The following is a 21,839-nucleotide window of genomic DNA, read 5'->3' on the forward strand; positions in this document are numbered from 1 at the left end:
TCGGCGTCTCCAGCCTGTCCGGCGATTGAGGACGAGCGCCCTTAAGGCGCGAACGGGGTCTGGGGCGGAGCCCCAGGGTCCTTCACCCCCGGAGGGTCTCGGGAAGGGGCGGGGTGGGGAACTCGCCCCGTGCAGGACAATGGCCGCATGAGTCTGTTCCGTGATGACGGCATCGTGCTGCGCACCCAGAAGCTGGGGGAAGCCGACCGCATCATCACGCTGCTCACCCGCAACCACGGCCGGGTGCGGGCCGTGGCCCGCGGCGTGCGGCGGACCAAGTCCAAGTTCGGGGCGCGGCTCGAACCGTTCAGCCACGTCGACGTGCAGTTCTTCGCGCGCGGCAGTGAACTCGTCGGCCGCGGCCTCCCCTTGTGCACCCAGAGTGAGACCATCGCTCCGTACGGTGGCGGCATCGTCACCGACTACGCCCGGTACACCGCGGGCACCGCCATGCTGGAGACGGCGGAACGGTTCACCGACAACGAGGGCGAGCCGGCCGTGCAGCAGTACCTGCTCCTGGTCGGCGGGCTGCGCACGCTCGCCCGCGGCGAGCACGCCCCGCACCTCATCCTGGACGCCTTCCTGCTGCGCTCGCTCGCCGTGAACGGATACGCCCCGAGTTTCGAGGATTGCGCGAAATGCGGCATCCATGGCCCCAACCGGTTCTTCTCCGTCGCGGGCGGCGGCGTCATATGCGGTGACTGCCGCGTACCCGGCAGCGTCGTACCCTCTGCGGAGGCCATCGGACTGCTCAGCGCGCTGCTCACGGGGGACTGGGAGACGGCGGACGCGAGTGAGCCGAGGCATGTGCGGGAGGGCAGCGGGCTCGTATCGGCCTATCTGCACTGGCACTTGGAGCGCGGCCTGCGCTCCCTGCGGTACGTAGAGAAGAACTGAGCAGCACCGAGCAGCATCAGAGCATCTAGGGAGAGAGCTCCACATGGCAGTACGCGGAATCCTGGGCGGGCGGTCGCGGCGCGATTACAAGACCCCCGAGCCGCACCCGTCGGGCGCGGTGCCGCCGAAGATCCCGGCCGAGCTGGTGCCCAACCACGTCGCCTGCGTCATGGACGGCAACGGCCGCTGGGCCAAGGAGCGCGGCCTGCCCCGCACCGAGGGCCACAAGGTCGGCGAGGGCGTCGTCCTCGACGTCCTCAAGGGCTGCCTGGAGATGGGCGTCAAGAACCTCTCCCTGTACGCCTTCTCCACCGAGAACTGGAAGCGCTCGCCCGAAGAGGTCCGCTTCCTGATGAACTTCAACCGCGACGTCATCCGGCGCCGCCGCGACGAGATGAACGAGCTCGGCATCCGCATCCGCTGGGTCGGCCGCATGCCCAAGATGTGGAAGTCCGTCGTCCAGGAGCTCCAGGTCGCCCAGGAGCAGACCGTCGACAACGACGCCATGACGCTGTACTTCTGCGTCAACTACGGCGGGCGGGCGGAGGTCGCCGACGCCGCGCAGGCCATCGCGCGCGACGTCGCCGCCGGGAAGCTCGACCCGGCGAAGGTGAACGAGAAGACCTTCGCCAAGTACCTGTACTACCCCGACATGCCGGACGTCGACCTGTTCCTGCGCCCCAGCGGCGAGCAGCGCACCTCCAACTACCTGATCTGGCAGTCCAGTTACGCCGAGATGGTCTTCCAGGACGTGCTGTGGCCCGACTTCGACCGGCGCGACCTGTGGCGGGCCTGCCTGGAGTTCGCCTCCCGCGACCGCCGTTTCGGCGGCGCCATCCCCAACGAGGCGCTGGCCGCGCTCGACAAGAGTGGCGACCTGCCCCGGCAGTGACGGCGAACCGTACGGAACGGCTGTACGCGCTGGTCGAGGAGCTCCGCGCGATCGCGCCCCGGCCGCGCACGGTGGGCTGGCTCGCGACGCGCTTCGAGGTGTCGGCCCGCACCGTGCAGCGCGACCTCGGCGGGGGTGCTGCGGACCGTCGAACTCGGCGTTCTGGAGCGCAAGTTGCTGCGGATTCGCTACGCGGATGCGGCGGGGTGCGAGTCGTCCCGGCTGGTCGAGCCGGGTGGGCTGCTGTGCGCGGAGGGGGGCTGGTACCTGGTGGCCTGGTGCCGGCTTCGGGGGGCCGGGCGGGGGTTCCGGCTCGACCGGATCCGGGCGGCGGAGCTGATGGAGGAGGGGTGTGTGCCTCGGCCGTTGTCCATGCTGGACGGGGTGCTTGCGGGGCGGGTGGGGAGCCCGGTATCGCTGAGCTCGCTGGCCGAGGATTTCCCCACCCCGCCTCTTCCCGAGACCCTCCGGGGGTGAGAGGGGAGGGGGAGGTCCGCTCCCTGGGGCTCCGCCCCAGACCCCGTATCGCGCCTGAAGGGCGCTCGTCCTCAAACGCCGGACAGGCTGAAGTGCCTGGTGCGGGCCAGCACCAACCCTGTCAGGGGCGCGGGGAACTGCGCAAACCGGTACCTCCGGTCCGCAGACGAACGGTCGGCGCCCAGGGGGCTCGGGGCGGAGCCCCGGGGGTTGGAGAGGGGAGGCCCCCTACGCGCCCCCGGGGTTGGCGCACGCCTCGCACGTGCCGAAGATTTCCACCGTGTGCGCCACGTTCACATACCCGTGCGCCGCCGCGATCGACTCGGCCCACTTCTCGACGGCCGGCCCCTCCACCTCCACCGCCTTCCCGCACACCCGGCACACCAGATGATGGTGGTGGTCGCCCGAGGAGCAGCGCCGGTACACCGACTCCCCGTCGCTGGTGCGCAGCACATCCACCTCGCCCGCGTCCGCGAGGGACTGCAGCGTGCGGTAGACGGTGGTCAGGCCCACCGAGTCACCCCGGTGCTTGAGCATGTCGTGCAATTCCTGCGCGCTGCGGAACTCGTCCACCTCGTCCAGCGCCGCCGCCACCGCGGCACGCTGCCGGGTCGACCGGCCTCGTACGGGGGCGGTATTCGACCCGCCGAGTGGCGCTGTCGTCACAGGTGCCTCCAAGCCTTGACCCGTACAAACTCTCCTTGGGCCATTGTGCCAGCTCCCGCTCAGGCCGTGACCTCGCCGGCCTGAGGCTTTGCCGCGGCGGGCACGTCGAGCCCGCACTCGCCCTCGGCCGGTGCGGCCGCCTTGGCCCGGGCCCGCCGCTTGGCCAGCGGCGTCGCAAGACCCGTCAGGACGATGAAGATCGCGATCGTGAACAGGACGATGACCGCTCCCGGCGGTACGTCCTCGTAGTACGTGACCACCGTGCCGCTCAGCGTCACCGTCACCCCGATCGCCACCGCGATCGCGAAGGTCAGGGCGAAGCTGCGGGACAGCTGCTGTGCGGCCGCCACCGGGACCACCATCAGGGCCGAGACCAGGAGCAGGCCGACCACGCGCATGGCCACGGTCACCGTGACCGCCGCCGTCACCGCCGTCAGGAGGTTCAGGGCGCGTACCGGCAGGCCCGTCACACGTGCGAACTCCTCGTCCTGGCTGACCGCGAACAGCTGGCGGCGCAGGCCGACCGTCACCAGCAGAACGAACGCCGCCAGCAAGCCGATCGCCCATACGTCGGACTGCGAGACCGTCGACAGGGAGCCGAAGAGGTACGAGTTCAGGTTGGCCGTCGAGCCGCCCGGCGCGAGGTTGATGAAGAGCACGCCGCCCGCCATGCCTCCGTAGAAGAGCATCGCCAGTGCGATGTCGCCGCGCGTCTTGCCGTACCAGCGGATCAGTTCCATGGTGACCGCGCCGAGGACCGAGACCAGGGTCGCCATCCACACCGGAGAGGTGGAGAGGAGGAAGCCGAGGCCCACGCCGGTCATCGCCACATGGCCGATGCCGTCGCCCATCAGCGCCTGGCGGCGCTGGACCAGGTAGATCCCGACGGCGGGCGCGGTGATCCCGACGAGTACCGCGGCGATCAACGCCCGCTGCATGAACGGGGAGTTCAGGATTTCCATCATGGTCAGCTCAGCAGTCCCGTGCGTACCGGCTCGGCGGCCGTGTGCGGATGTACGTGGTCGTGGCCGGGCAGCGCGTGCTGGCCGACGGCCCTCGGCGGCGGGCCGTCGTGCACGACGCACCCGTCGCGCAGCACCACCGCCCGGTCGATCAACGGCTCCAGGGGCCCGAGTTCGTGCAGGACGAGGAGGACCGAGGCGCCTGCGGAGACCTGTTCGCGCAGGGTGGCCGCCAGGATTTCCTGGCTCTCGATGTCGACGCCCGCCATCGGCTCGTCCATGATCAGGAGTTCCGGGTCGGCCGCCAGGGCCCGGGCTATGAGCACGCGCTGGTGCTGGCCGCCGGAGAGGGCGTCCACGGAGTCCTTCGCCCGGTCGGCGAGGCCCACCGCCGCGATCGCCCGGTCGACGGCCTCGCGGTCGGCCCTGCGCAGGATCCCGAAGCGGGTGCGCGACAGGCGCCCCGAGGAGACGACCTCGCGGATCGTGGCGGGCACCCCGCCCGCGGCGGTCGTGCGCTGCGGTACGTAGCCGACCCGCCCCCAGTCGCGGAAGCGCCGGCGCGGGGTGCCGAAGATCTCGACCGAGCCGCCGCTGAGCGGCACCTGCCCGATGATCGTCCGGATCGCGGTGGACTTGCCCGAGCCGTTCGCGCCGAGCAGCGCGACGACCTCGCCGCGGTGCACGGCCAGGTCGATGCCGCGCAGCACGGGGCGCGAGCCGAGCTCGGCCGTCACCTTGGTGAGCGATATGACGGGCTCCATGGCAGGTGCCTCCAAAGCGGATGGACGGATGGTCACTTGGTGCCGAGCGCCGTCGTCAGGGCGGTCAGGTTGGACCGCATCACCGAGAAGTAGTCGGTGCCCTTCGACTTGTCGGTGATGCCCTCAAGGGGGTCGAGTACATCAGTCTTGAGCGAGGCGTCCGACGCCAGGGTCTTGGCGGTCTTGTCGCTGACCAGCGTCTCGTAGAAGACGGTCGTGACCCCGTCGGCCTTCGCCATCTTCTGGAGGTCCTTGATCCGGGCCGGGCTCGGCTCGGAGTCGGGGTCGAGGCCGTTGATGGCCTCCTCGGTCAGCCCGTAGCGCTCGGCGAGGTAGCCGAAGGCGGCATGGGTGGTGATGAAGACCTTCGCCTTGGTGTTCTTGAGGGCGGCGGCGTACTCCTTGTCGAGGCCGCCGAGCTTCGTCACCAGGGCGTCGGTGTTCTTCCGGTAGTCGGCCGCGTGGGCCGGGTCGGCCTTCGCCAGGGCCGCGCCGACGCCCTTGGCGACCTCGGCGTACTTCACCGGGTCCAGCCAGATGTGCGGGTCGTCGCCGCTCTCGGAGTGGCTGTGGCCGTGGTCGGCGTGGTCCTCCTCGCCGGCCGTGTGGTCGTGCTCGGCGGCGTGCCCGCCCACCTCGTTGCCGTGCTTCTCCATCGAGGTGAGTGTCGAGGCGTCGACCTTGGTCTTGACGTCGGCCTGCTTGACGGCCGCGTCCACGGCGGGCTGCAGGCCCTTGAGGTAGACGACCGCGTCGGCGTCGTTGAGCTTCGCGGTCTGCTTGGCGCTGATCTCCAGGTCGTGCGGCTCCACGCCCGGCTTCGTCAGGCCGGTGACCGAGACGTGGTCCCCGCCTATCTGCTCGGTCAGGAACTGCAGCGGGTAGAACGACGCCACCACGTCGAGTCGGCCGCCCTTCCTGTCCGCCGCGGCCGAGCCCGACCCACAGGCGGTGAGGGCCGTGAGACCGAGGAGGGCGGCGCAGGACAGGGCGGCCGTGGGTATGAGGCGTCGTACGTTCATGACATCCATTTTCAACAAAGATGGAAACGGTTGTCAATAATTTGGGCCGACGGCTCTCCGCGAGGGGTCGTGCACGGGCCCCGCGCGGTAACCGATTTGATAGAGGGGGTGCGGCCGCCGCTAATCTGGGGCATTCGCTGTTCCCCCGTTCGTCGTCGTCGTTAATGAAGAGAGCACCGTGGCCGCCGACAAGATCGACACCATCGTCAACCTGAGCAAGCGCCGTGGCTTCGTCTACCCGTGCAGCGAGATCTACGGTGGTCAGCGTGCCGCCTGGGACTACGGGCCGCTGGGTGTCGAGCTGAAGGAGAACCTGAAGCGCCAGTGGTGGCGTTACATGGTCACCTCGCGCGAGGACGTCGTCGGCATCGACTCGTCGGTGATCCTGGCCTCCGAGGTCTGGGAGGCCTCCGGCCACGTCGCGACCTTCACCGACCCGCTCACCGAGTGCACCTCCTGCCACAAGCGCTTCCGCGCGGACCACCTGGAAGAGGCGTACGAGGAGAAGCACGGCAAGGCTCCCGCGAACGGCCTCGCCGACCTCAACTGCCCCAACTGCGGCAACAAGGGCACCTTCACCGAGCCCAAGAGCTTCTCGGGCCTGCTCTCCACCCACCTCGGCCCGACCCAGGACACCGGCTCGGTCGCCTACCTGCGCCCCGAGACCGCGCAGGGCATCTTCACCAACTTCGGCCAGGTGCAGCAGACTTCCCGCAAGAAGCCGCCGTTCGGCATCGCGCAGATGGGCAAGTCCTTCCGCAACGAGATCACGCCGGGCAACTTCATCTTCCGCACCCGCGAGTTCGAGCAGATGGAGATGGAGTTCTTCGTCAAGCCCGGCGAGGACGAGCAGTGGCAGGAATACTGGATGGAGCAGCGCTGGAACTGGTACACGGGCCTCGGCCTGCGTGAAGAGAACATGCGCTGGTACGAGCACCCCGCCGAGAAGCTCTCGCACTACTCCAAGCGCACCGCGGACATCGAGTACCGCTTCAGCTTCGGCGGCAGCGAGTGGGGCGAGCTCGAAGGCGTGGCCAACCGCACCGACTACGACCTCTCCGCGCACTCCAAGGCCTCCGGCCACGACCTCTCCTACTTCGACCAGGAGGCCGGCGAGCGCTGGACGCCGTACGTCATCGAGCCCGCGGCCGGTGTCGGCCGCGCGATGCTGGCGTTCCTGCTCGACGCCTACAGCGAGGACGAGGCGCCCAACGCCAAGGGCGTCATGGAGAAGCGCGCCGTGATGCGCCTCGACCCGCGCCTGGCTCCCGTCAAGGTCGCCGTCCTGCCGCTGTCCCGCAACCCGCAGCTCTCCCCGAAGGCGAAGGGCCTCGCGGCGGACCTGCGGCAGAACTGGAACATCGAGTTCGACGACGCGGGCGCCATCGGTCGCCGCTACCGCCGCCAGGACGAGATCGGTACGCCGTTCTGTGTGACCGTCGACTTCGACACGCTCGACGACAACGCGGTCACCGTCCGGGAGCGGGACACGATGGCCCAGGAGCGGGTGTCTCTCGACCAGATCCAGCAGTACCTCGGCAGCAGGCTGCTGGGCTGCTAGTAAGGGGGCTTGCTCCTGGGGGCTCTGCCCCCAGACCCCCGATCGCGCCTGAAGGGCGCTCGTCCTCAAACGCCGGACGGGCTGAAGTGCGGCTTGGCAGCACTTCAGCCCGTCCGGCGTTTTACGTCTCAGGTGCGGCGCAGCGCGACCACCGCGCACGCCACCGCCATCGGCAGCTCCGCTGCCAGGGCCAGCGTCAGGGCCGTCGGCAGGTTGCCCGCGGCCGCTGTCGTCACGTCGAACCACGCGTCCATCAGGAGCAGCGCCGCCGTCGCCGCGGCGAGCTGGGAGGCACGGGGGTCCTTTCGCCTCAGCAGGACTCCCGTGCCGGTCAGGCCCGCCGCGAGCAGGGCGTCCAGGCCGATCCACGCCGTCGACCAGTTGGAGACCTCCGTGGTCTGCGGCAGCGTTCCGGCGAGCACCACCATCCACGGCACCAGCGCTATCCCGGCCCCGGTCAGGACGGTTGCCAGACACGGCCGGCGGCGCAGGGCTCCCGAAGCGCCCACGACGGTACGGCTCGTACGGCTCGTACGGATCTGGGGGGCGACGAGAGTCATGGCGGCGGGCTCCTTCCGGCCCGGCGGTCCCTCCGCCCGAGCACACCAACAAGACTCCCGTTCCGGGCGGCTCCGGTCAGTAGCGCGGCTGTCCGAACCGGGGGTGGTGCTGGCTATACCCCCGACCGGGCAGCAGCGTGATGGCAGGCCCGTGACCAGGCCAACTACGCTGTGTCCATGGCAACTCCCGGCCCGCTGCGGCGTGCGTACGACTGGACCGCCGCGCACGCGCCGTGGTCGGCGTGGGCCTGGCGCAACACCGCCCTCGTGGTGGCGTCCGTACCGGTCGCGGTCCCCGCGGTGCTCGCCCTCGCGTACACGTTCTCCAACCCCGGGCACATCCTCAAGTCGCTCGGCTTCGTGCTGCTGCTCTGCCCGCTGCTCACCCGGCTCCAGCGCAGCCGCTTCTGGTCGCTGACCGGCCTCGACATCCCGAAGATCCCATGGGCCCGCCCCTGGTACCGCTGGGGCGGGCTGATCCCGCGGCTGCGCGCCGAATCGACCTGGCGGCAGTACGGCTACCACCTCGTCGTCTCCCCGCTCGCCGCGGTCGGCGGCGTCCTGGTCGTGCTCGGCTGGGCCTCGGCGGCCGCCTGCACCTTCGTGTACTCCTGGGTGTGGGCGCTGCCCGTGAGCGACCGGCCCATGGGCTGGACCGAGGCCTATGTCGCAATCACCGTCCTCGGCGTCCTGCTGCTCATCGCCATGCCCTGGTGCGCCGCCCTCGTCGCAGCCCTCGACAGCCGCGCGGCGGCCGTCCTGCTCGGCCCCAACCGGGCCAAGGAACTGGAACGCCGCGTCGAGGACCTCGCCGAGAGCCGGGCCGGCATCCTCGACGCCGCCGACCTGGAGCGCCGCCGCATCGAACGCGACCTGCACGACGGCGCCCAGCAGCGCCTCGTCTCCCTCGCCATGAACCTCGGCATCGCCCGCGCCACCCTCACCGACCTGCCGCCCGAAGCCCGGGCCGTCATCGACGAGGCCCACCGCGAGGCGAAGGAAGCCATCGAAGAACTCAGCAATCTCGTACGGGGCCTGCACCCGGCCGTCCTGGAGGACCGCGGCCTGGACGCCGCGATCTCCGGCATCGCCGCCCGCGCCCCCTTCCCCGTCGAACTCACCGTGGACCTCGCCGAACGCCCCTCGCCCACGGTCGAGGCCGTCGCCTACTTCGTCGTCTCCGAAACCCTCGCCAACGTCGCCAAGCACGCCCGGGCGACCCGCTGTACCGTCCAGGTCCGCCGCCACGACCGGCTCCTGACGATCACCGTCGGCGACAACGGCGTGGGCGGCGCCGACCCGGCGGGCGGCACCGGCCTTCTCGGCCTGCGCAAGCGCGTAGGGTCGGTCGACGGAACCATCAGGATCAACAGCCCCCACGGGGGCCCGACCGTCATCACTGTGGAGCTGCCGTGCGGGCTGTGATCGCCGAGGATTCGGTGCTGCTGCGGATAGGACTCGTCAAGGTCCTGGAAATGGCCGGATTCGAGGTCGCCGCCGAGACCGGGGACGCCGAGGGCCTGCTGCGGGCCGTCGAGGAACACCGGCCGAAACTGGCCCTCGTCGACGTCCGGATGCCGCCCGGCTTCACCGACGAGGGCGTGCGCGCCGCCCTGATGATCCGTCAGCAATGGCCGGACACCGCCGTGTTGCTGCTCTCGCAGTACGTCGAGGAGCGGTACGCCGCCGACCTCCTCGCCACCCAGACCGGCGGCATCGGCTACCTGCTCAAGCAGCGGGTCGCCGACGTCGAGGAGTTCGTCGACGCCCTCAAGCGCGTCGCGTCCGGCGGCACCGCGCTCGACCCGCAGGTCGTCGCCCAGCTGCTGCTGCGCCGCGGCGGCGGGCCCGACCCGCTGGAACGGCTCACCCCGCGCGAACGCGAGGTCCTCGCACTCATGGCGGAAGGCCGCTCCAACGCGGGCATCGCCGCCGAACTCGTCGTCAGCGAGAGCGCGGTGGCCAAACACATCAACAACATCTTCGCCAAGCTCGACCTGCCCATCGCCGACGGCGACCACCGCAGGGTCCTCGCGGTCCTGCGGTTCCTGGACGGCGGACCGGCGTGAGCGCCACCGAGCAGCGCGAGGCGCCGAAAGCGGCGCGGGCCGCGGAGGAGCGCCCCCGCCACCGCACCGCGTGGATCATCGTCGCGATCATCGGCGCCCTGGGCATCGTGGCCCCGTTCACCTTCTCGTTCGTGGCCCAGTCCGTGAGCCGGACCGACCCGTACGAGAGCCCCGACAACGGCCGCCCCCATGCCGTCTCGGCCGTCGAAGTGGACGCCGGGTCCGCCGAGATCACCGTCACGACCGGCGCCGCCGGACAGGTGACGATGAACGGCAGCGTCACCTGGGCGATGAAACGGCCGAAGATCGAGCGGACCTGGGACGGCGACACCCTCAAGGTGCACGCCCGCTGCGACGGCTTCGTCGACGAGTTCCTCCAGAACTGCCAGGTCGACCTCAAGCTCGCCGTCCCCGCCGGCGTCAGCCTGAAGGTGAAGAGCGGCTCCGGCCCGATCAAGGTCAGCGATCTGACCGGCCCGGTCGACCTCCAGGGCGGCTCCGGCAGCATGAAACTGCGCGGGCTCAAGGGCACGGTCAAGGCCAAGGTCGGCTCCGGCGAGATCCAGGCGTCCCAACTCTCCTCGTCCGAGGCCGACTTGAAGGCAGGCTCCGGCACCGTGAACGCCGATTTCATCGTCGCGCCACGGCGGGTCAAGGCCCGCGCAGGGTCGGGCAGCGTCTCGGTCACCGTGCCGGAGGGCGCCCTCTACCGGGTCGAGGGAGGGAAGGGATCGGGCAGCCGCAGCGTCCAGAAGGAGCTGCGCGACGACGGCTCCGACCGGGTTCTCGACGTCTCCAGCGGCTCCGGCTCCGTCACGGTCGGCTACCCGGGCTTCTGACCTGCGGGGCCTCGTGGCGTCCCCAATTCACCCTGGGAATCCTGCTGTTGATGTCGTCCGTGGGGCACACTGGCCCCCGCCGCCACACACTCCGAAGCGAAGGCCAGGGAGCCACGGATGCCCGCCACGACGACCAGCACGGTCAGCAGATGGGACCAGCACGGCAGACGCCACGTCGTACGGGTCGAACGGGCCGGCATGCAGCGCGCGCTGACCTGCGAGACCTGCGGCTGGCGCAAGGGCGCCCAGTTCCTGCCCTGGCTCAAGGCCGAGGAACACCTGACCACGGCCCACCAGGCAACGGTCGACCCGACGGCCCCGACGGGCTGAGGCCTCCTGGCGGCCGTCCTGAGCGGTCCTGGTGAAGTCCGCTGCGATGTACGCGCCCCGGCATACGTGCCCCGAAAGGGGCGCGGGCCTGTGACATGGTGCGGCTCCGCCGCGATGGGGGTCCCCCCTGTTCGAGCGAAGCCGAGAACTGGGGGGAGCGACCAGCCCCCACCGGCCCGCAGATGAAGCATCCCGCATCCCGCGGAGCGTTAGCGCTTCTTCAGCCCCTGCAGCAGCAGATCCACCACGGCTCCGAAGTCGTCCACGATGGACCGGCGCGACCACTCCGCCGCGTACACCGGGTCGTGGAAGCGGCCCGTCGCGTCGAACACCGCCCGTGCCGAGACGGCGGGCGACTCGTACGGGACCATGAACTCGCCCCGCTCCAGGCCGAATTGGATGATCGTGGTGAGCTGGCCCACCAGCTCCGCGATGTGCTCCTCCACGACGCTGCTGTTCTCCCGGAGCAGCACCTCGTACGTCTGGAACAGCTCCGGATCGTCGCCCGCCTTGTGCATCTTGGCCTGGAACAGCTCGCTCAGCCAGAGCCGGAGCACGACGCCCGACTCCAGGTCCTGGCGGGCCGCGATGCCCCGCAACAGGTCCGTCGAACGGTTCAGCCACCGCTCGGTGACCGCCTCGCGCAACGCGGCCTTCGTACGGAAGTGGCGGTACACGCTGCCGTGGCTCACCCCGAGCTGGCGCGCGACATCGACGACCGTCGCCTTCGCCGGGCCGTGCCGGCGCAGCACCTCCTCGGTCGCGACGAGGATGCGCTCGGCGGTCAGTGGTTCCGTACTCATGACCATGACGTTACCTGCCGCTCGGAAGGGCCCGGCCGGCCTGTGGACAACCCCGGTCACGGAGTTGTCCACAGGTCACGGGCGCGGGCGCGGGGGCTTGCCCCGGCTCAGTGCTCACTGTCCAGGTGGGCCATCTGCGCTTGGGGGTAGCGGTCGCCCGCGGCCGCGTCGGCCGGGATCGCGGCCTCGATCGCGGCGAGGTCGGCCGCGGTCAGGTCCACGTCCAGCGCGCCGAGCGCCTCGGTCAGCCGGTCCCGGCGGCGCGCGCCGACCAGCGGCACGATGTCCACGTCGTGCCGGGGGCCCTGCGCGAGGACCCAGGCGATCGCGGTCTGCGCGACCGAGACGCCCTTCTGCTCGGCGATCTTCCGCAGCGCCTCGACGAGGTCCAGGTTGTGCTGCAGGTTCTCGCCCTGGAAGCGCGGGCTCATACCGCGGAAGTCGCCCGCGGACAGCTGCCGGTCGCGTGAGAAGTGCCCGCTGATCAGGCCGCGCGAGAGCACCCCGTACGCGGTGACGCCGATGCCCAGCTCGCTCGCGGTCGGCAGGATCTCCTCCTCGATGCCGCGCGAGATCAGCGAGTACTCGATCTGGAGGTCGGAGATCGGGGCCACGGCGGCGGCCCGGCGCAGGGTGGCCGCGCCGACCTCGGAAAGCCCGATGTGCCGTACGTGTCCGGCCTGGACCAGCTCGGCGATGGCGCCGACGGTCTCCTCGATCGGCACGTTCTCGTCGACCCGGGCGATCCGGTAGACGTCGATGTGGTCGACGCCGAGGCGCTGCAGTGAGTAGGCGGCGAAGGTCTTGACCGCGGAGGGCCGCCCGTCGTACCCGAACCAGGCGCCGTCCGGGTCGCGGAGCGCGCCGAACTTCACGCTGGTCAGGGCCTGCTCGCGGGCCGCGGCGGGGGCGGAACGCAGCGCCTCGCCGATCAGCATCTCGTTGTGGCCCATGGCGTAGAAGTCGCCGGTGTCGAGAAGCGTGACGCCGGCGTCGAGCGCAGCATGGATGGTGGCGATCGACTCGTCCCGGTCGGCTTCTCCGTACAGCGCCGACATACCCATGCAGCCGAGGCCGAGCGCGGAGGTCCGGGGGCCGGTGGTGCCGAGAGTGCGGGTTCGCATGAGGGGGGCTCCTTGGTGGTGGGGTGTGCGTCCACCATGACATGACAGCTGACAGATTTCAATATCTGTCAGCTGTCATGTGTCAGTCGTGATCCGTTGTGCGGCGCCCCCACGCCGAAAACTGGTACGGCTCACCCCCAGGACCCGGGTACCGTCGCCCTCATGGCTAAGAGTCGTAACAACCTGCTCGGTGTCGGCGGACAGCGAAAGAAGGTGTCCCGCAACGGAGACCAGGGCTCCGTCCAAGGGAGCGCGGCCGACCGGAAGGCGGCCGTGGACAAGAAGGAGGAGCTGCTGCGCAAGATGCGTGAGCGCGCCAACCCCGCGAAGACGGAGTCGAGCGAGAGCTGACCCGAGGAATCCGGGGCATCCGGAACATCCGTACGGCGAAGGGCCCGGAACGTGTGACACGTTCCGGGCCCTTCGCCGTCGCGGCTCACCCGCTCACCGCATGGCGCGCGGCAGCCGCAGGCTCAGCAGCGTCGTCAGGACGATCAGGCCGAGCTGGACGAGAAGGGTGACGACGAGCGCGTCGCGCATGCCGAGGGAAGGCGCGAGGGCGAGGAAGAGGCTGCCGAGGACCGCGACGCCGAGGGCGATCGAGGACTGCTGGGTGGTGACCACCACGCCGCTGCCCACCCCGGCCCGGTCGGCAGGTATGTCGGAGAGCATCAGGCGGATGAGGACCGGCAGTTGCAGGCCCTGGCCGAGGCCGGCGACGGCGACGCCCGGGGCGAGTTCGACGACACTGAGGCCCGACCAGCCGTTCCGTACGGTCAGTACGAGCACGGCGATGCCGACCGCCTGGATCACCCCGCCCGCGGTCACCACCCGGGTGCCGAAGCGGCCGATGAGCCGGGGCCCGGCGAGCGAGGCGGCGAAGAAGGCGAGCGCCATCGGAACGAGGGCGAGACCGGCCGCGACCGGGCCCATCCGGAGCCCCTGCTGGAGCACCACCGCGACCACGAACATGAAGCCGCTGAAACCGATCGAGAATGGCACCACCATCGCCAGACCGCGCCGCAGCGAGTTCGTCTCCAGCAGGCTCGGCGGCACCAGCGGCGTCCGGCCGAGCCGGTCCGCGCGCCGCTCCACCAGGAAGAACGCGACGGCGGCGAAGGGGAAGACGCCGAGCGAGACCCAGGTCCACAGGGGCCAGCCCGCGGCCCGGCCCTCGGTCAGGGGCAGCAGCAGCGAGATCAGGGACAGCGCGAGGAGCAGTGTGCCCGCCACGTCGATCGTGGTCGGCCGGTCCGAGCGGGTCTCCGGCATGGTGCGGGCCGTGAGGAGCAGGCCCAGCACGACGACCGGCACGTTCACCAGGAACACCGAGCGCCAGCCGGACCCGGCGACGTCGGCCGCGACCAGGACGCCGCCGAGGATCTGCCCGGCCACCATGGAGAGGCCGGCGGTCGCTCCGTACAGGCTCATGGCCTTGGCGCGGCGCGGGCCCTGGGTGGTGGCCTGGATGGTGGCCAGGACCTGCGGCATCATCAGCGCGGCCGCGGCACCCTGTGCCACCCGTGCGCCGACGAGTGTCCAGGCGGTCGGCGCGAGGCCGCAGGCCAGCGAGGTGAGGCCGAAGGCGGCCATGCCGGTCAGGAAGAGCCGGCGCCGGCCGGCCATGTCGCCGAGGCGCCCGCCGAGCACGAGCAGGACGGCGTAGGCGACGCCGTATCCGGCGACGACGAGTTCCAGCAGGGCCGGGCCCGCGGCGAGTTCGCTGTCCATGGACGGCAGGGCGACGTTGACGATGAAGAAGTCGATCATGGGCAGGGCCGCGCCGAGCAGTACCGTGAACAGCCCGAGCGGCCCGATGACCGGCCCGTGCTGGGTGACCGGGACAGTGGGGGAAGAGGTGGAAGGGTTGGAGGTCGTCCGTACCGTTGTTTCACTCACGGGGAAGACGATCCTCTTCCGCTGAGCCTGGTACCAGAGTCTTCTTATCCTGGTACAAGCACTACCTGGCAACCGGCTGACAAGCATCGCCGGGTGCGGCACCCTGAGGCTATGAGCACTGTGGCCCCGGCGAGCGATGTCCGCCGTCACGAGCTGGCCGAATTCCTGCGCAGCCGCCGCGAGCGCATCACCCCCGAGCAGGTGGGGCTGCCACCCGGCCGGCGCCGGCGCACCCCGGGGCTGCGCCGCGAGGAGGTCGCACAGCTCTCCGCTGTCGGTGTCACCTGGTACACCTGGCTGGAGCAGGCCCGCGACATCCAGGTCTCCCCGCAGGTCCTGGACGCCCTCGCGCGGGCCCTGCTGCTCGACCCCAGCGAGCGCAGCCACCTGTTCTCGCTGGCCGGCGCCCTCGACCCGGCGCCGAACGCGGCGTGCCCGAACGTGACCCCCGCGCTGCAGGCGATGCTCGGCCAGCTGGGTCCGATCCCGGCCTGCATCCAGAACAGCCGGTACGACATCCTCGCCTACAACAGCACGTACGGTCGGCTGCTCTGCGACCTCGACGCGCTGGCGCCCGAGGACCGCAACTGCCTGTGGCTGGCCTTCACCGACCCCGACTGGCGGGCCTCGGTCGTCGATGTCGCCGAGGTGAACCGGGTGATGGCCGCCAAGTTCCGTGCCTCGATGGCCGAGCACCTCACCGAGCCGGCCTGGAAGGCGCTGCTCGCCCGCCTTCAGGGCGCCTCACAGGAGTTCCGCGAGGTGTGGGCCCGGCACGAGGTGGTCAACCAGGGCGGCAAGACCAAGTACCTGCGCAACGCCCATGTCGGCCTGCTGTCCGTCGAGCACACCAACCTGTGGCTCGGGCCCTCGGCGGGCCCGCGCATGGTGATGTACGTGCCGACGGACGACGAAACCCGTCAGCGCCTGGAGCGCCTCCAGGAGCTGGCGGACGCCAGTCAGGCGTTGGCGTCCGCCGGGGTCTGAACGGCCGGCGCCTCCAGACGCTCCGCGGTCCGCCGCGCCGACTCGCGCGCCCACCGCCCGCTGGTCGCGAGCCCCACGCACAGCACGCTCAGACCGCAGCCCGTGATGATCCACCAGGCGGGCCGGGCGGCCCCGGGGAAGCTGTCGGCGTACGCACCGGAGGCGACGCCCGCCATGCCGCCCGCCAGCACCGCGCCGATCACGGCCACGCCGAGCGTCTGGCCGATCTGGCGGCTGGTGGAGGCGACCGCGGCGGCCACGCCCGCCTGGGAGCGGGGCATTCCGGAGACCGCGGTGTTGGTGATGGGCGCGTTCACCATCCCGAAGCCGAGGCCGAACAGGACGTAGCCGGTGAACAGGAGCGCCGTGGTCCGCTCCGCGTCGAAGAGCGCGAAGAGCAGCCCGCTCGCGGCCATCGCGACCCCGGCGACCAGCAGGGAAAGCCGCGGCCCCCGGCTGCCGACGAGACGGCCCGACAGGGGCGCGCAGACGAAGGTGAGCGCGGCCATGGGCAGCATGTAGAGCCCGGCGTCCAACGCGCTCAGACCCCGCGCGTTCTGCAGATACAAGGTGTTGAGGAAGAGGAACCCGCTGAGCGCGGCGAAGGCCGAGACCGCGATGACGGTGGCGCCGCTGAACGGGGCGCTGCGGAAGAACCGCAGGTCGATGAGGGGTTCGGCGCGCCGGGGCTCGTACACCAGGAGGGCCGCGAGCGCGGCGACGGCCATCGCGACGAACGCCAGGATCTGCGGCGAGTCCCACCCGGCGCTGGGCACCTCGATGATCGCGTACGTCAGTGAGCCGAGCAGCGCGATGACCAGGAGCTGGCCGACGGGGTCCGGGCGGCGCGGCTTGGGGGCGCGCGACTCGGGGATGTAGCGCCAGGTCAGGAAGAGGGCGAACAGGCCGACCGGCAGGTTCAGCCAGAAGATCGAGCGCCAGCCGACCGACTCGACGAGCACACCGCCGATGATCGGGCCCGCCGCCATCGATATGCCCACGACACCGCCCCAGACGCCGATGGCGCGGGCGCGTTCGCGCGGGTCGGTGAAGGTGTTCGTGATGATCGACATCGCCACCGGGTTGAGCATCGAGCCGCCGACCGCCTGCACCATCCGGAAGGCCACCAGGGATTCCAGATTGGGGGCCAGCGAGCAGAGCGCCGAGCCGATGGTGAACACCACCAGGCCCGCCTTGAAGACCTTGCGGCGGCCGATGCGGTCGGCGGTCGAGCCCGCCAGCATCAGCAGCGAGGCGAGGACCAGGGTGTACGCGTCGATCGTCCACTGCAGGCCGGAGACGCCCGCGTGGAAGTCCTTCTGCAGGGAGGGGAGGGCGACGTTGAGGACGGTGTTGTCGAGGCTGACGATCAGCAGGCTCATGCAGCAGATCGCCAGGACGAGCATCCGTCGGCGGTGGTTCGGCTCGGACATGACTTCGATAGTACGCCTAACTAACGACCCCTTGTCGATGAGATCCTGGCGGCGGCGGTCCTGGTATCGGCACTACCGGGCCTCGCGGCCGAGTTGTCCACAGCCCCGGAGGAGCGCGGCCGGCATGCGCGACAATGAACCAATGACCACGCTCTCCATCGGCCCGCACGCCGTGCAGCCGCCCGTGGTGCTCGCACCCATGGCCGGCATCACCAACGCTCCGTTCCGCACCCTGTGCCGCGAGTTCTCCGGCGGCAAGGGCCTGTTCGTCAGCGAGATGATCACGACGCGGGCGCTGGTCGAGCGCAACGAGAAGACCATGCAGCTCATCCACTTCGACGACACCGAGACCCCGCGCTCGATCCAGCTCTACGGAGTGGACCCGGTCACCGTCGGCAAGGCCGTCCGCATGATCGTGGACGAGAACCTCGCCGACCACATCGACCTCAACTTCGGCTGCCCGGTCCCCAAGGTGACCCGCAAGGGCGGCGGCTCGGCCCTGCCCTACAAGCGGCCGCTGCTGCGCGCGATCCTGCACGAGGCCGTCACGGGCGCCGGGGACCTGCCGGTCACCATGAAGATGCGCAAGGGCATCGACGACGACCACATCACCTTCCTCGACGCCGGCCGGATCGCCGTCGAGGAGGGCGTCACCGCGATCGCCCTGCACGGCCGCACCGCCGCCCAGCACTACGGCGGCACCGCCGACTGGGACGCCATCGCCCGCCTCAAGGAGCACGTCCCCGAGATCCCGGTGCTCGGCAACGGCGACATCTGGTCCGCCGAGGACGCCCTGCGCATGGTCAAGGAGACCGGCTGCGACGGCGTCGTCGTCGGCCGGGGGTGCCTGGGGCGGCCCTGGCTCTTCGGCGACCTGGTGGCCGCGTTCGAGGGCACGGACTCCTTCGCGCGCCCCACGCTGCGCACGGTCTGCGAGGTGATGCTGCGGCACGCGACGCTGCTCGGCGAGTGGATCGGCGACGAGACGCGCGGTGTGATCGACTTCCGCAAGCACGTCGCCTGGTACCTCAAGGGATTCGCGGTCGGTTCGGAGATGCGCAAGAGCCTGGCCGTCACCTCGTCCCTGGCCGAGCTGGGCGCTCAGTTGAGCGAGCTGGACCTGGACCAGTCGTGGCCGGTCGGCGCCGACGGTCCGCGCGGCAGAACGTCCGGAAACAACCGGGTCGTCCTGCCGGACGGCTGGCTGAAGGACCCGTACGACTGCTCCGGCATCAGCATGGAAGCCGAGCTGGACACCTCCGGCGGCTGATCCGGGCCGGTTCGGATCGGCGCGGAAGGGTCGGGGGAGCGGTCCGAAGGCTGGAATTCCGCTCGACTGAGCGCGTGATTCTCGCCACCCCTGATAGGGGTTGCGCTCAGATGAGCGCATTTCGCGTGGCTGCATCTCTGAAAGGGGTGGCACTGAGTGCCACCCCTTCAGTGTTCAAGTAGTGGACTCACTTGGCGTGAGTGGCGCTCACTTGAGCGGTATTCGACCGGTTCTTGACCTGTTTCGTTCAAGTAGTGAAGACAAGCCTCGGCCGGTCGTTACGCGCCAGTCACTTTCGATCTGGTGGCGGACGAGTGGTTACGCCCCCGTGACGCGCAAGTGGACGTACCCAGACACCTTCGATCTGGGTATGTTCCTCGCCGTCAGGGCAGCCACCGCGGATTCGAGGAGTCGAGACCCGTGTCGGAAGACAAAGACCTCCAGCACACCCAGAAGTTCGTCTACGACTTCACCGAGGGGAACAGGGACCTCAAGGACCTCCTCGGAGGCAAGGGCGCGAACCTCGCCGAGATGACCAATCTCGGTCTCCCGGTCCCTCCCGGGTTCACCATCACCACCGAGGCGTGCAAGGTCTACCTCGAAAGCGGTGACGAGCCGGCCGAGCTGCGCGACGAGGTCAGCGCGCACCTCGACGCCCTCCAGCAGACGATGGGCAAGAAGCTCGGCCAGGCCGACGACCCGCTGCTCGTCTCCGTCCGCTCGGGCGCCAAGTTCTCCATGCCCGGCATGATGGACACCGTCCTCAACATCGGACTCTTTGACGAGTCGGTGTCCGGCCTCGCCAAGCAGTCCGGCGACGAGCGCTTCGCCTGGGACTCCTACCGCCGCCTGATCCAGATGTTCGGCAAGACCGTGCTCGGCGTGGACGGCGAGCTCTTCGAGGAGGCCCTGGACGACGCCAAGGCCGCCAAGAAGGTCACCGTCGACACCGACCTCGACGCGGGCGACCTGAAGAAGCTGGTCAAGCAGTTCAAGAAGATCGTCAAGGCCGAGGCCGGGCGCGACTTCCCGCAGGACCCGCGCGAGCAGATGGACCTCGCGATCCGCTCGGTCTTCGAGTCCTGGAACACCGACCGCGCCAAGCTCTACCGCCGCCAGGAGCGCATCCCCGGCGACCTGGGCACCGCGGTCAACATCTGCTCCATGGTCTTCGGCAACCTCGGCCCCGACTCGGGCACCGGCGTCGCCTTCACCCGCGACCCGGCCTCCGGCCACCAGGGCGTGTACGGCGACTACCTGCAGAACGCCCAGGGCGAGGACGTCGTCGCGGGCATCCGCAACACCGTGCCGCTCGCGGAGCTGGAGTCGATCGACAAGGCGTCGTACGACCAGCTCATGCAGATCATGGAGACCCTGGAGACCCACTACAAGGATCTCTGCGACATCGAGTTCACCATCGAGCGCGGCCAGCTCTGGATGCTCCAGACCCGGGTCGGCAAGCGCACCGCCGGTGCCGCCTTCCGGATCGCCACGCAGCTCGTGGACCAGGGCCTCATCGACGAGGCCGAGGCCCTCCAGCGTGTCAACGGCGCCCAGCTCGCCCAGCTGATGTTCCCGCGCTTCGACGACAACTCCAAGGTCGAGCAGCTCGGCCGCGGCATCGCCGCGTCCCCGGGCGCGGCCGTCGGCAAGGCCGTGTTCGACTCGTACACCGCGATCAAGTGGTCCCGCTCGGGCGAGAAGGTCATCCTCATCCGCCGCGAGACCAACCCCGACGACCTCGACGGCATGATCGCCGCCGAGGGCATCCTGACCTCGCGCGGCGGCAAGACCTCGCACGCCGCCGTCGTCGCGCGCGGCATGGGCAAGACCTGTGTCTGCGGCGCCGAGGACCTCGAAGTCGACACCAAGCGGCGCCGGATGACCGCGCCGGGCGGCGTCGTCATCGAGGAGGGCGACCTCGTCTCCATCGACGGCTCCACCGGCAAGGTCTACCTCGGCGAGGTCCCGGTCGTGCCGTCCCCGGTCGTCGAGTACTTCGAGGGCCGCATGCACGCCGGCGCCGACGACGCCGACGAGCTCGTCCAGGCCGTGCACCGGATCATGGCGTACGCGGACCGGGTACGCCGGCTGCGCGTACGGGCCAACGCCGACAACGCCGAGGACGCCCTGCGGGCCCGCCGCTTCGGCGCCCAGGGCATCGGCCTGTGCCGCACCGAGCACATGTTCCTCGGCGAGCGGCGCGAGATGGTCGAGCGGCTCATCCTCGCCGACACCGACGACGAGCGCGAAGGGGCACTCAGTGCCCTGCTGCCGCTCCAGAAGAAGGACTTCGTCGAGTTGTTCGAGGCGATGGACGGACTCCCCGTCACCGTCCGCCTGCTCGACCCGCCGCTGCACGAGTTCCTGCCCGACATCACCGAGCTGTCGGTCCGCGTCGCGCTCGCCGAGTCCCGCAAGGACGCCAACGAGAACGACCTGCGCCTGCTCCAGGCCGTGCACAAGCTCCACGAGCAGAACCCCATGCTGGGTCTGCGCGGCGTACGCCTGGGCCTGGTCATCCCCGGCCTGTTCGCCATGCAGGTACGGGCGATCGCCGAGGCGGCCGCCGAGCGCAAGAACGCCAAGGGCGACCCCCGCGCCGAGATCATGATCCCGCTGGTCGGCACCGTCCAGGAGCTGGAGATCGTCCGCGAGGAGGCCGACGCCGTCATCGCCGAGGTCGAGGCCGCCACCGGCACCGACCTCAAGCTGACCATCGGCACCATGATCGAGCTGCCCCGCGCCGCCCTGACGGCCGGCCAGATCGCCGAAGCCGCCCAGTTCTTCAGCTTCGGCACCAACGACCTCACGCAGACCGTCTGGGGCTTCTCCCGCGACGACGTAGAGGCCAGCTTCTTCACCGCGTACCTGGAGAAGGGCATCTTCGGAGTCTCCCCGTTCGAGACCATCGACAAGGACGGCGTCGGCTCGCTCGTGCGCTCCGCCGTCGAGGCCGGCCGGGCCACCCGCCCCGACCTGAAGCTCGGCGTCTGCGGCGAGCACGGCGGCGACCCCGAGTCGGTGCACTTCTTCCACGAGGTGGGCCTGGACTACGTGTCCTGCTCGCCGTTCCGCATCCCCGTCGCCCGCCTCGAAGCGGGCCGCGCGGCAGCCGAGTCCAAGGGCAGCGACTCGCGATAGAGCCCCGGAGCCGCCGCCGGGTCCCCGACCCTCAACACCGATCCGGCGGCGGCTCCGGTTCACCAAGAAGGGGCAGCCACCCTGTGCGGGGGTGCTGCCCCTTTTGCGTTGGCGCTTCCCGCCCCGCCCCGGAAAGCGTT

21 protein-coding genes are annotated in these 21,839 nt (G+C 70.3%); 12 read left to right on the top strand and 9 right to left on the bottom strand.

From position 1 onward, the window contains the following. Positions 1–147 precede the first annotated feature (147 nt). The 3 genes from recO (at position 148) to ACSHXC_RS26385 (ending at position 2,266) form a co-directional block, all read left to right on the top strand. On the top strand, positions 148–897 hold the full coding sequence (recO, locus tag ACSHXC_RS26375; protein WP_053727535.1) for a DNA repair protein RecO: 750 nt from the start codon (positions 148–150) through the stop codon (positions 895–897). A gap of 43 nt (positions 898–940) precedes the next feature. After that, positions 941–1,789: an isoprenyl transferase gene (locus ACSHXC_RS26380; RefSeq protein ID WP_438293962.1), complete on the top strand. Its 849-nt coding sequence runs from the start codon at positions 941–943 to the stop codon at positions 1,787–1,789. Between the two features lie 135 nt (positions 1,790–1,924). Next, complete coding sequence (locus tag ACSHXC_RS26385; protein WP_438293963.1) at positions 1,925–2,266, top strand: helix-turn-helix transcriptional regulator; 342 nt, start codon at positions 1,925–1,927, stop codon at positions 2,264–2,266. 228 nt (positions 2,267–2,494) lie between these two features. Here the strand turns inward: ACSHXC_RS26385 and ACSHXC_RS26390 are convergent, their stop codons facing one another. From ACSHXC_RS26390 to ACSHXC_RS26405, 4 genes are read right to left on the bottom strand one after another with little or no spacing between them, the layout of a single operon-like run. Next, positions 2,495–2,932 (bottom strand): Fur family transcriptional regulator, encoded by a 438-nt coding sequence (locus ACSHXC_RS26390; RefSeq protein WP_438293964.1) that lies wholly within the window; start codon positions 2,930–2,932, stop codon positions 2,495–2,497. Positions 2,933–2,991: 59 nt separating this feature from the next. Continuing rightward, positions 2,992–3,894: a metal ABC transporter permease gene (locus ACSHXC_RS26395; protein ID WP_438296836.1), complete on the bottom strand. Its 903-nt coding sequence runs from the start codon at positions 3,892–3,894 to the stop codon at positions 2,992–2,994. A 5-nt stretch (positions 3,895–3,899) separates the two neighbouring features. Next, entirely contained in the window at positions 3,900–4,658 is a 759-nt protein-coding gene (locus ACSHXC_RS26400; protein ID WP_438293965.1) for a metal ABC transporter ATP-binding protein, read from the bottom strand. A gap of 32 nt (positions 4,659–4,690) precedes the next feature. Continuing rightward, positions 4,691–5,680 (bottom strand): metal ABC transporter substrate-binding protein, encoded by a 990-nt coding sequence (locus ACSHXC_RS26405; RefSeq protein WP_438293967.1) that lies wholly within the window; start codon positions 5,678–5,680, stop codon positions 4,691–4,693. Positions 5,681–5,858: 178 nt separating this feature from the next. Between ACSHXC_RS26405 and ACSHXC_RS26410 the strand changes: the two genes are divergently transcribed. After that, complete coding sequence (locus ACSHXC_RS26410; protein ID WP_438293968.1) at positions 5,859–7,241, top strand: glycine--tRNA ligase; 1,383 nt, start codon at positions 5,859–5,861, stop codon at positions 7,239–7,241. 128 nt (positions 7,242–7,369) lie between these two features. On the opposite strand, the gene ACSHXC_RS26415 is transcribed toward ACSHXC_RS26410, so the two are convergent. After that, positions 7,370–7,801, bottom strand: a complete 432-nt coding sequence (locus ACSHXC_RS26415) for a hypothetical protein (protein ID WP_438293969.1) — start codon at positions 7,799–7,801, stop codon at positions 7,370–7,372. Between the two features lie 177 nt (positions 7,802–7,978). Between ACSHXC_RS26415 and ACSHXC_RS26420 the strand changes: the two genes are divergently transcribed. From ACSHXC_RS26420 to ACSHXC_RS26435, 4 genes are all read left to right on the top strand, one after another. Beyond that, positions 7,979–9,226, top strand: coding sequence for a histidine kinase (locus ACSHXC_RS26420; protein WP_438293970.1), 1,248 nt, complete (start codon positions 7,979–7,981; stop codon positions 9,224–9,226). Further along, positions 9,214–9,870 carry a response regulator gene (locus ACSHXC_RS26425; protein ID WP_438293971.1) on the top strand — a complete coding sequence of 219 codons (657 nt, stop codon included), beginning with the start codon at positions 9,214–9,216 and terminating at the stop codon, positions 9,868–9,870. The genes ACSHXC_RS26420 and ACSHXC_RS26425 overlap by 13 nt, the downstream gene beginning before the upstream one ends. Further along, a complete protein-coding gene (locus ACSHXC_RS26430; protein ID WP_438293972.1) occupies positions 9,867–10,709 on the top strand; it encodes a DUF4097 family beta strand repeat-containing protein in 843 nt (280 codons plus the stop codon). The genes ACSHXC_RS26425 and ACSHXC_RS26430 overlap by 4 nt, the downstream gene beginning before the upstream one ends. 117 nt (positions 10,710–10,826) lie before the next feature. Continuing rightward, positions 10,827–11,039: a hypothetical protein gene (locus ACSHXC_RS26435; protein ID WP_438293974.1), complete on the top strand. Its 213-nt coding sequence runs from the start codon at positions 10,827–10,829 to the stop codon at positions 11,037–11,039. Between the two features lie 209 nt (positions 11,040–11,248). Here the strand turns inward: ACSHXC_RS26435 and ACSHXC_RS26440 are convergent, their stop codons facing one another. Then, positions 11,249–11,848, bottom strand: a complete 600-nt coding sequence (locus ACSHXC_RS26440) for a TetR/AcrR family transcriptional regulator (RefSeq protein ID WP_438293976.1) — start codon at positions 11,846–11,848, stop codon at positions 11,249–11,251. 101 nt (positions 11,849–11,949) lie between these two features. Further along, the gene (locus ACSHXC_RS26445; protein WP_438293977.1) at positions 11,950–12,966 is read right to left on the bottom strand and encodes an aldo/keto reductase; all 1,017 of its coding nucleotides are present in this window, start codon (positions 12,964–12,966) and stop codon (positions 11,950–11,952) included. Between the two features lie 162 nt (positions 12,967–13,128). Here ACSHXC_RS26445 and ACSHXC_RS26450 point away from each other — a divergent pair, with 162 nt between their 5' ends. Further along, positions 13,129–13,317 (top strand): DUF6243 family protein, encoded by a 189-nt coding sequence (locus ACSHXC_RS26450; RefSeq protein ID WP_438293978.1) that lies wholly within the window; start codon positions 13,129–13,131, stop codon positions 13,315–13,317. A 93-nt stretch (positions 13,318–13,410) separates the two neighbouring features. Here the strand turns inward: ACSHXC_RS26450 and ACSHXC_RS26455 are convergent, their stop codons facing one another. Next, on the bottom strand, positions 13,411–14,865 hold the full coding sequence (locus ACSHXC_RS26455) for an MFS transporter (RefSeq protein ID WP_438293979.1): 1,455 nt from the start codon (positions 14,863–14,865) through the stop codon (positions 13,411–13,413). A 111-nt stretch (positions 14,866–14,976) separates the two neighbouring features. Between ACSHXC_RS26455 and ACSHXC_RS26460 the strand changes: the two genes are divergently transcribed. Next, a complete protein-coding gene (locus ACSHXC_RS26460) occupies positions 14,977–15,852 on the top strand; it encodes an MmyB family transcriptional regulator (RefSeq protein WP_438293980.1) in 876 nt (291 codons plus the stop codon). Here the strand turns inward: ACSHXC_RS26460 and ACSHXC_RS26465 are convergent. Continuing rightward, positions 15,825–17,285 carry an MFS transporter gene (locus ACSHXC_RS26465; protein WP_438293981.1) on the bottom strand — a complete coding sequence of 487 codons (1,461 nt, stop codon included), beginning with the start codon at positions 17,283–17,285 and terminating at the stop codon, positions 15,825–15,827. The genes ACSHXC_RS26460 and ACSHXC_RS26465 overlap by 28 nt on opposite strands. A 124-nt stretch (positions 17,286–17,409) precedes the next feature. Between ACSHXC_RS26465 and dusB the strand changes: the two genes are divergently transcribed. Both dusB and ppdK read left to right on the top strand, forming a co-directional pair. After that, positions 17,410–18,555, top strand: a complete 1,146-nt coding sequence (dusB, locus tag ACSHXC_RS26470; RefSeq protein ID WP_438293983.1) for a tRNA dihydrouridine synthase DusB — start codon at positions 17,410–17,412, stop codon at positions 18,553–18,555. A gap of 420 nt (positions 18,556–18,975) precedes the next feature. Beyond that, positions 18,976–21,699 (top strand): pyruvate, phosphate dikinase, encoded by a 2,724-nt coding sequence (ppdK, locus tag ACSHXC_RS26475; RefSeq protein ID WP_438293984.1) that lies wholly within the window; start codon positions 18,976–18,978, stop codon positions 21,697–21,699. The last annotated feature ends 140 nt before the right edge of the window (positions 21,700–21,839 follow it).

Origin of the sequence: Streptomyces sp. HUAS TT7 (assembly GCF_051550175.1) — a bacterium.
Classification (GTDB): Bacteria; Actinomycetota; Actinomycetes; order Streptomycetales; family Streptomycetaceae; genus Streptomyces.

What these genes read in the sequence shown, in the direction of transcription:
- recO (WP_053727535.1), top strand. Translation starts at nt 148, where the DNA reads ATGAGTCTGTTCCGTGATGACGGCATCGTGCTGCGCACCCAGAAGCTG.
- ACSHXC_RS26380 (WP_438293962.1), top strand. Translation starts at nt 941, where the DNA reads ATGGCAGTACGCGGAATCCTGGGCGGGCGGTCGCGGCGCGATTACAAG.
- ACSHXC_RS26395 (WP_438296836.1), bottom strand. Translation starts at nt 3,894, where the DNA reads ATGGAAATCCTGAACTCCCCGTTCATGCAGCGGGCGTTGATCGCCGCG.
- ACSHXC_RS26400 (WP_438293965.1), bottom strand. Translation starts at nt 4,658, where the DNA reads ATGGAGCCCGTCATATCGCTCACCAAGGTGACGGCCGAGCTCGGCTCG.
- ACSHXC_RS26405 (WP_438293967.1), bottom strand. Translation starts at nt 5,680, where the DNA reads ATGAACGTACGACGCCTCATACCCACGGCCGCCCTGTCCTGCGCCGCC.
- ACSHXC_RS26415 (WP_438293969.1), bottom strand. Translation starts at nt 7,801, where the DNA reads ATGACTCTCGTCGCCCCCCAGATCCGTACGAGCCGTACGAGCCGTACC.
- ACSHXC_RS26420 (WP_438293970.1), top strand. Translation starts at nt 7,979, where the DNA reads ATGGCAACTCCCGGCCCGCTGCGGCGTGCGTACGACTGGACCGCCGCG.
- ACSHXC_RS26435 (WP_438293974.1), top strand. Translation starts at nt 10,827, where the DNA reads ATGCCCGCCACGACGACCAGCACGGTCAGCAGATGGGACCAGCACGGC.
- ACSHXC_RS26440 (WP_438293976.1), bottom strand. Translation starts at nt 11,848, where the DNA reads ATGGTCATGAGTACGGAACCACTGACCGCCGAGCGCATCCTCGTCGCG.
- ACSHXC_RS26445 (WP_438293977.1), bottom strand. Translation starts at nt 12,966, where the DNA reads ATGCGAACCCGCACTCTCGGCACCACCGGCCCCCGGACCTCCGCGCTC.
- ACSHXC_RS26450 (WP_438293978.1), top strand. Translation starts at nt 13,129, where the DNA reads ATGGCTAAGAGTCGTAACAACCTGCTCGGTGTCGGCGGACAGCGAAAG.
- ACSHXC_RS26460 (WP_438293980.1), top strand. Translation starts at nt 14,977, where the DNA reads ATGAGCACTGTGGCCCCGGCGAGCGATGTCCGCCGTCACGAGCTGGCC.
- ACSHXC_RS26465 (WP_438293981.1), bottom strand. Translation starts at nt 17,285, where the DNA reads ATGTCCGAGCCGAACCACCGCCGACGGATGCTCGTCCTGGCGATCTGC.
- dusB (WP_438293983.1), top strand. Translation starts at nt 17,410, where the DNA reads ATGCGCGACAATGAACCAATGACCACGCTCTCCATCGGCCCGCACGCC.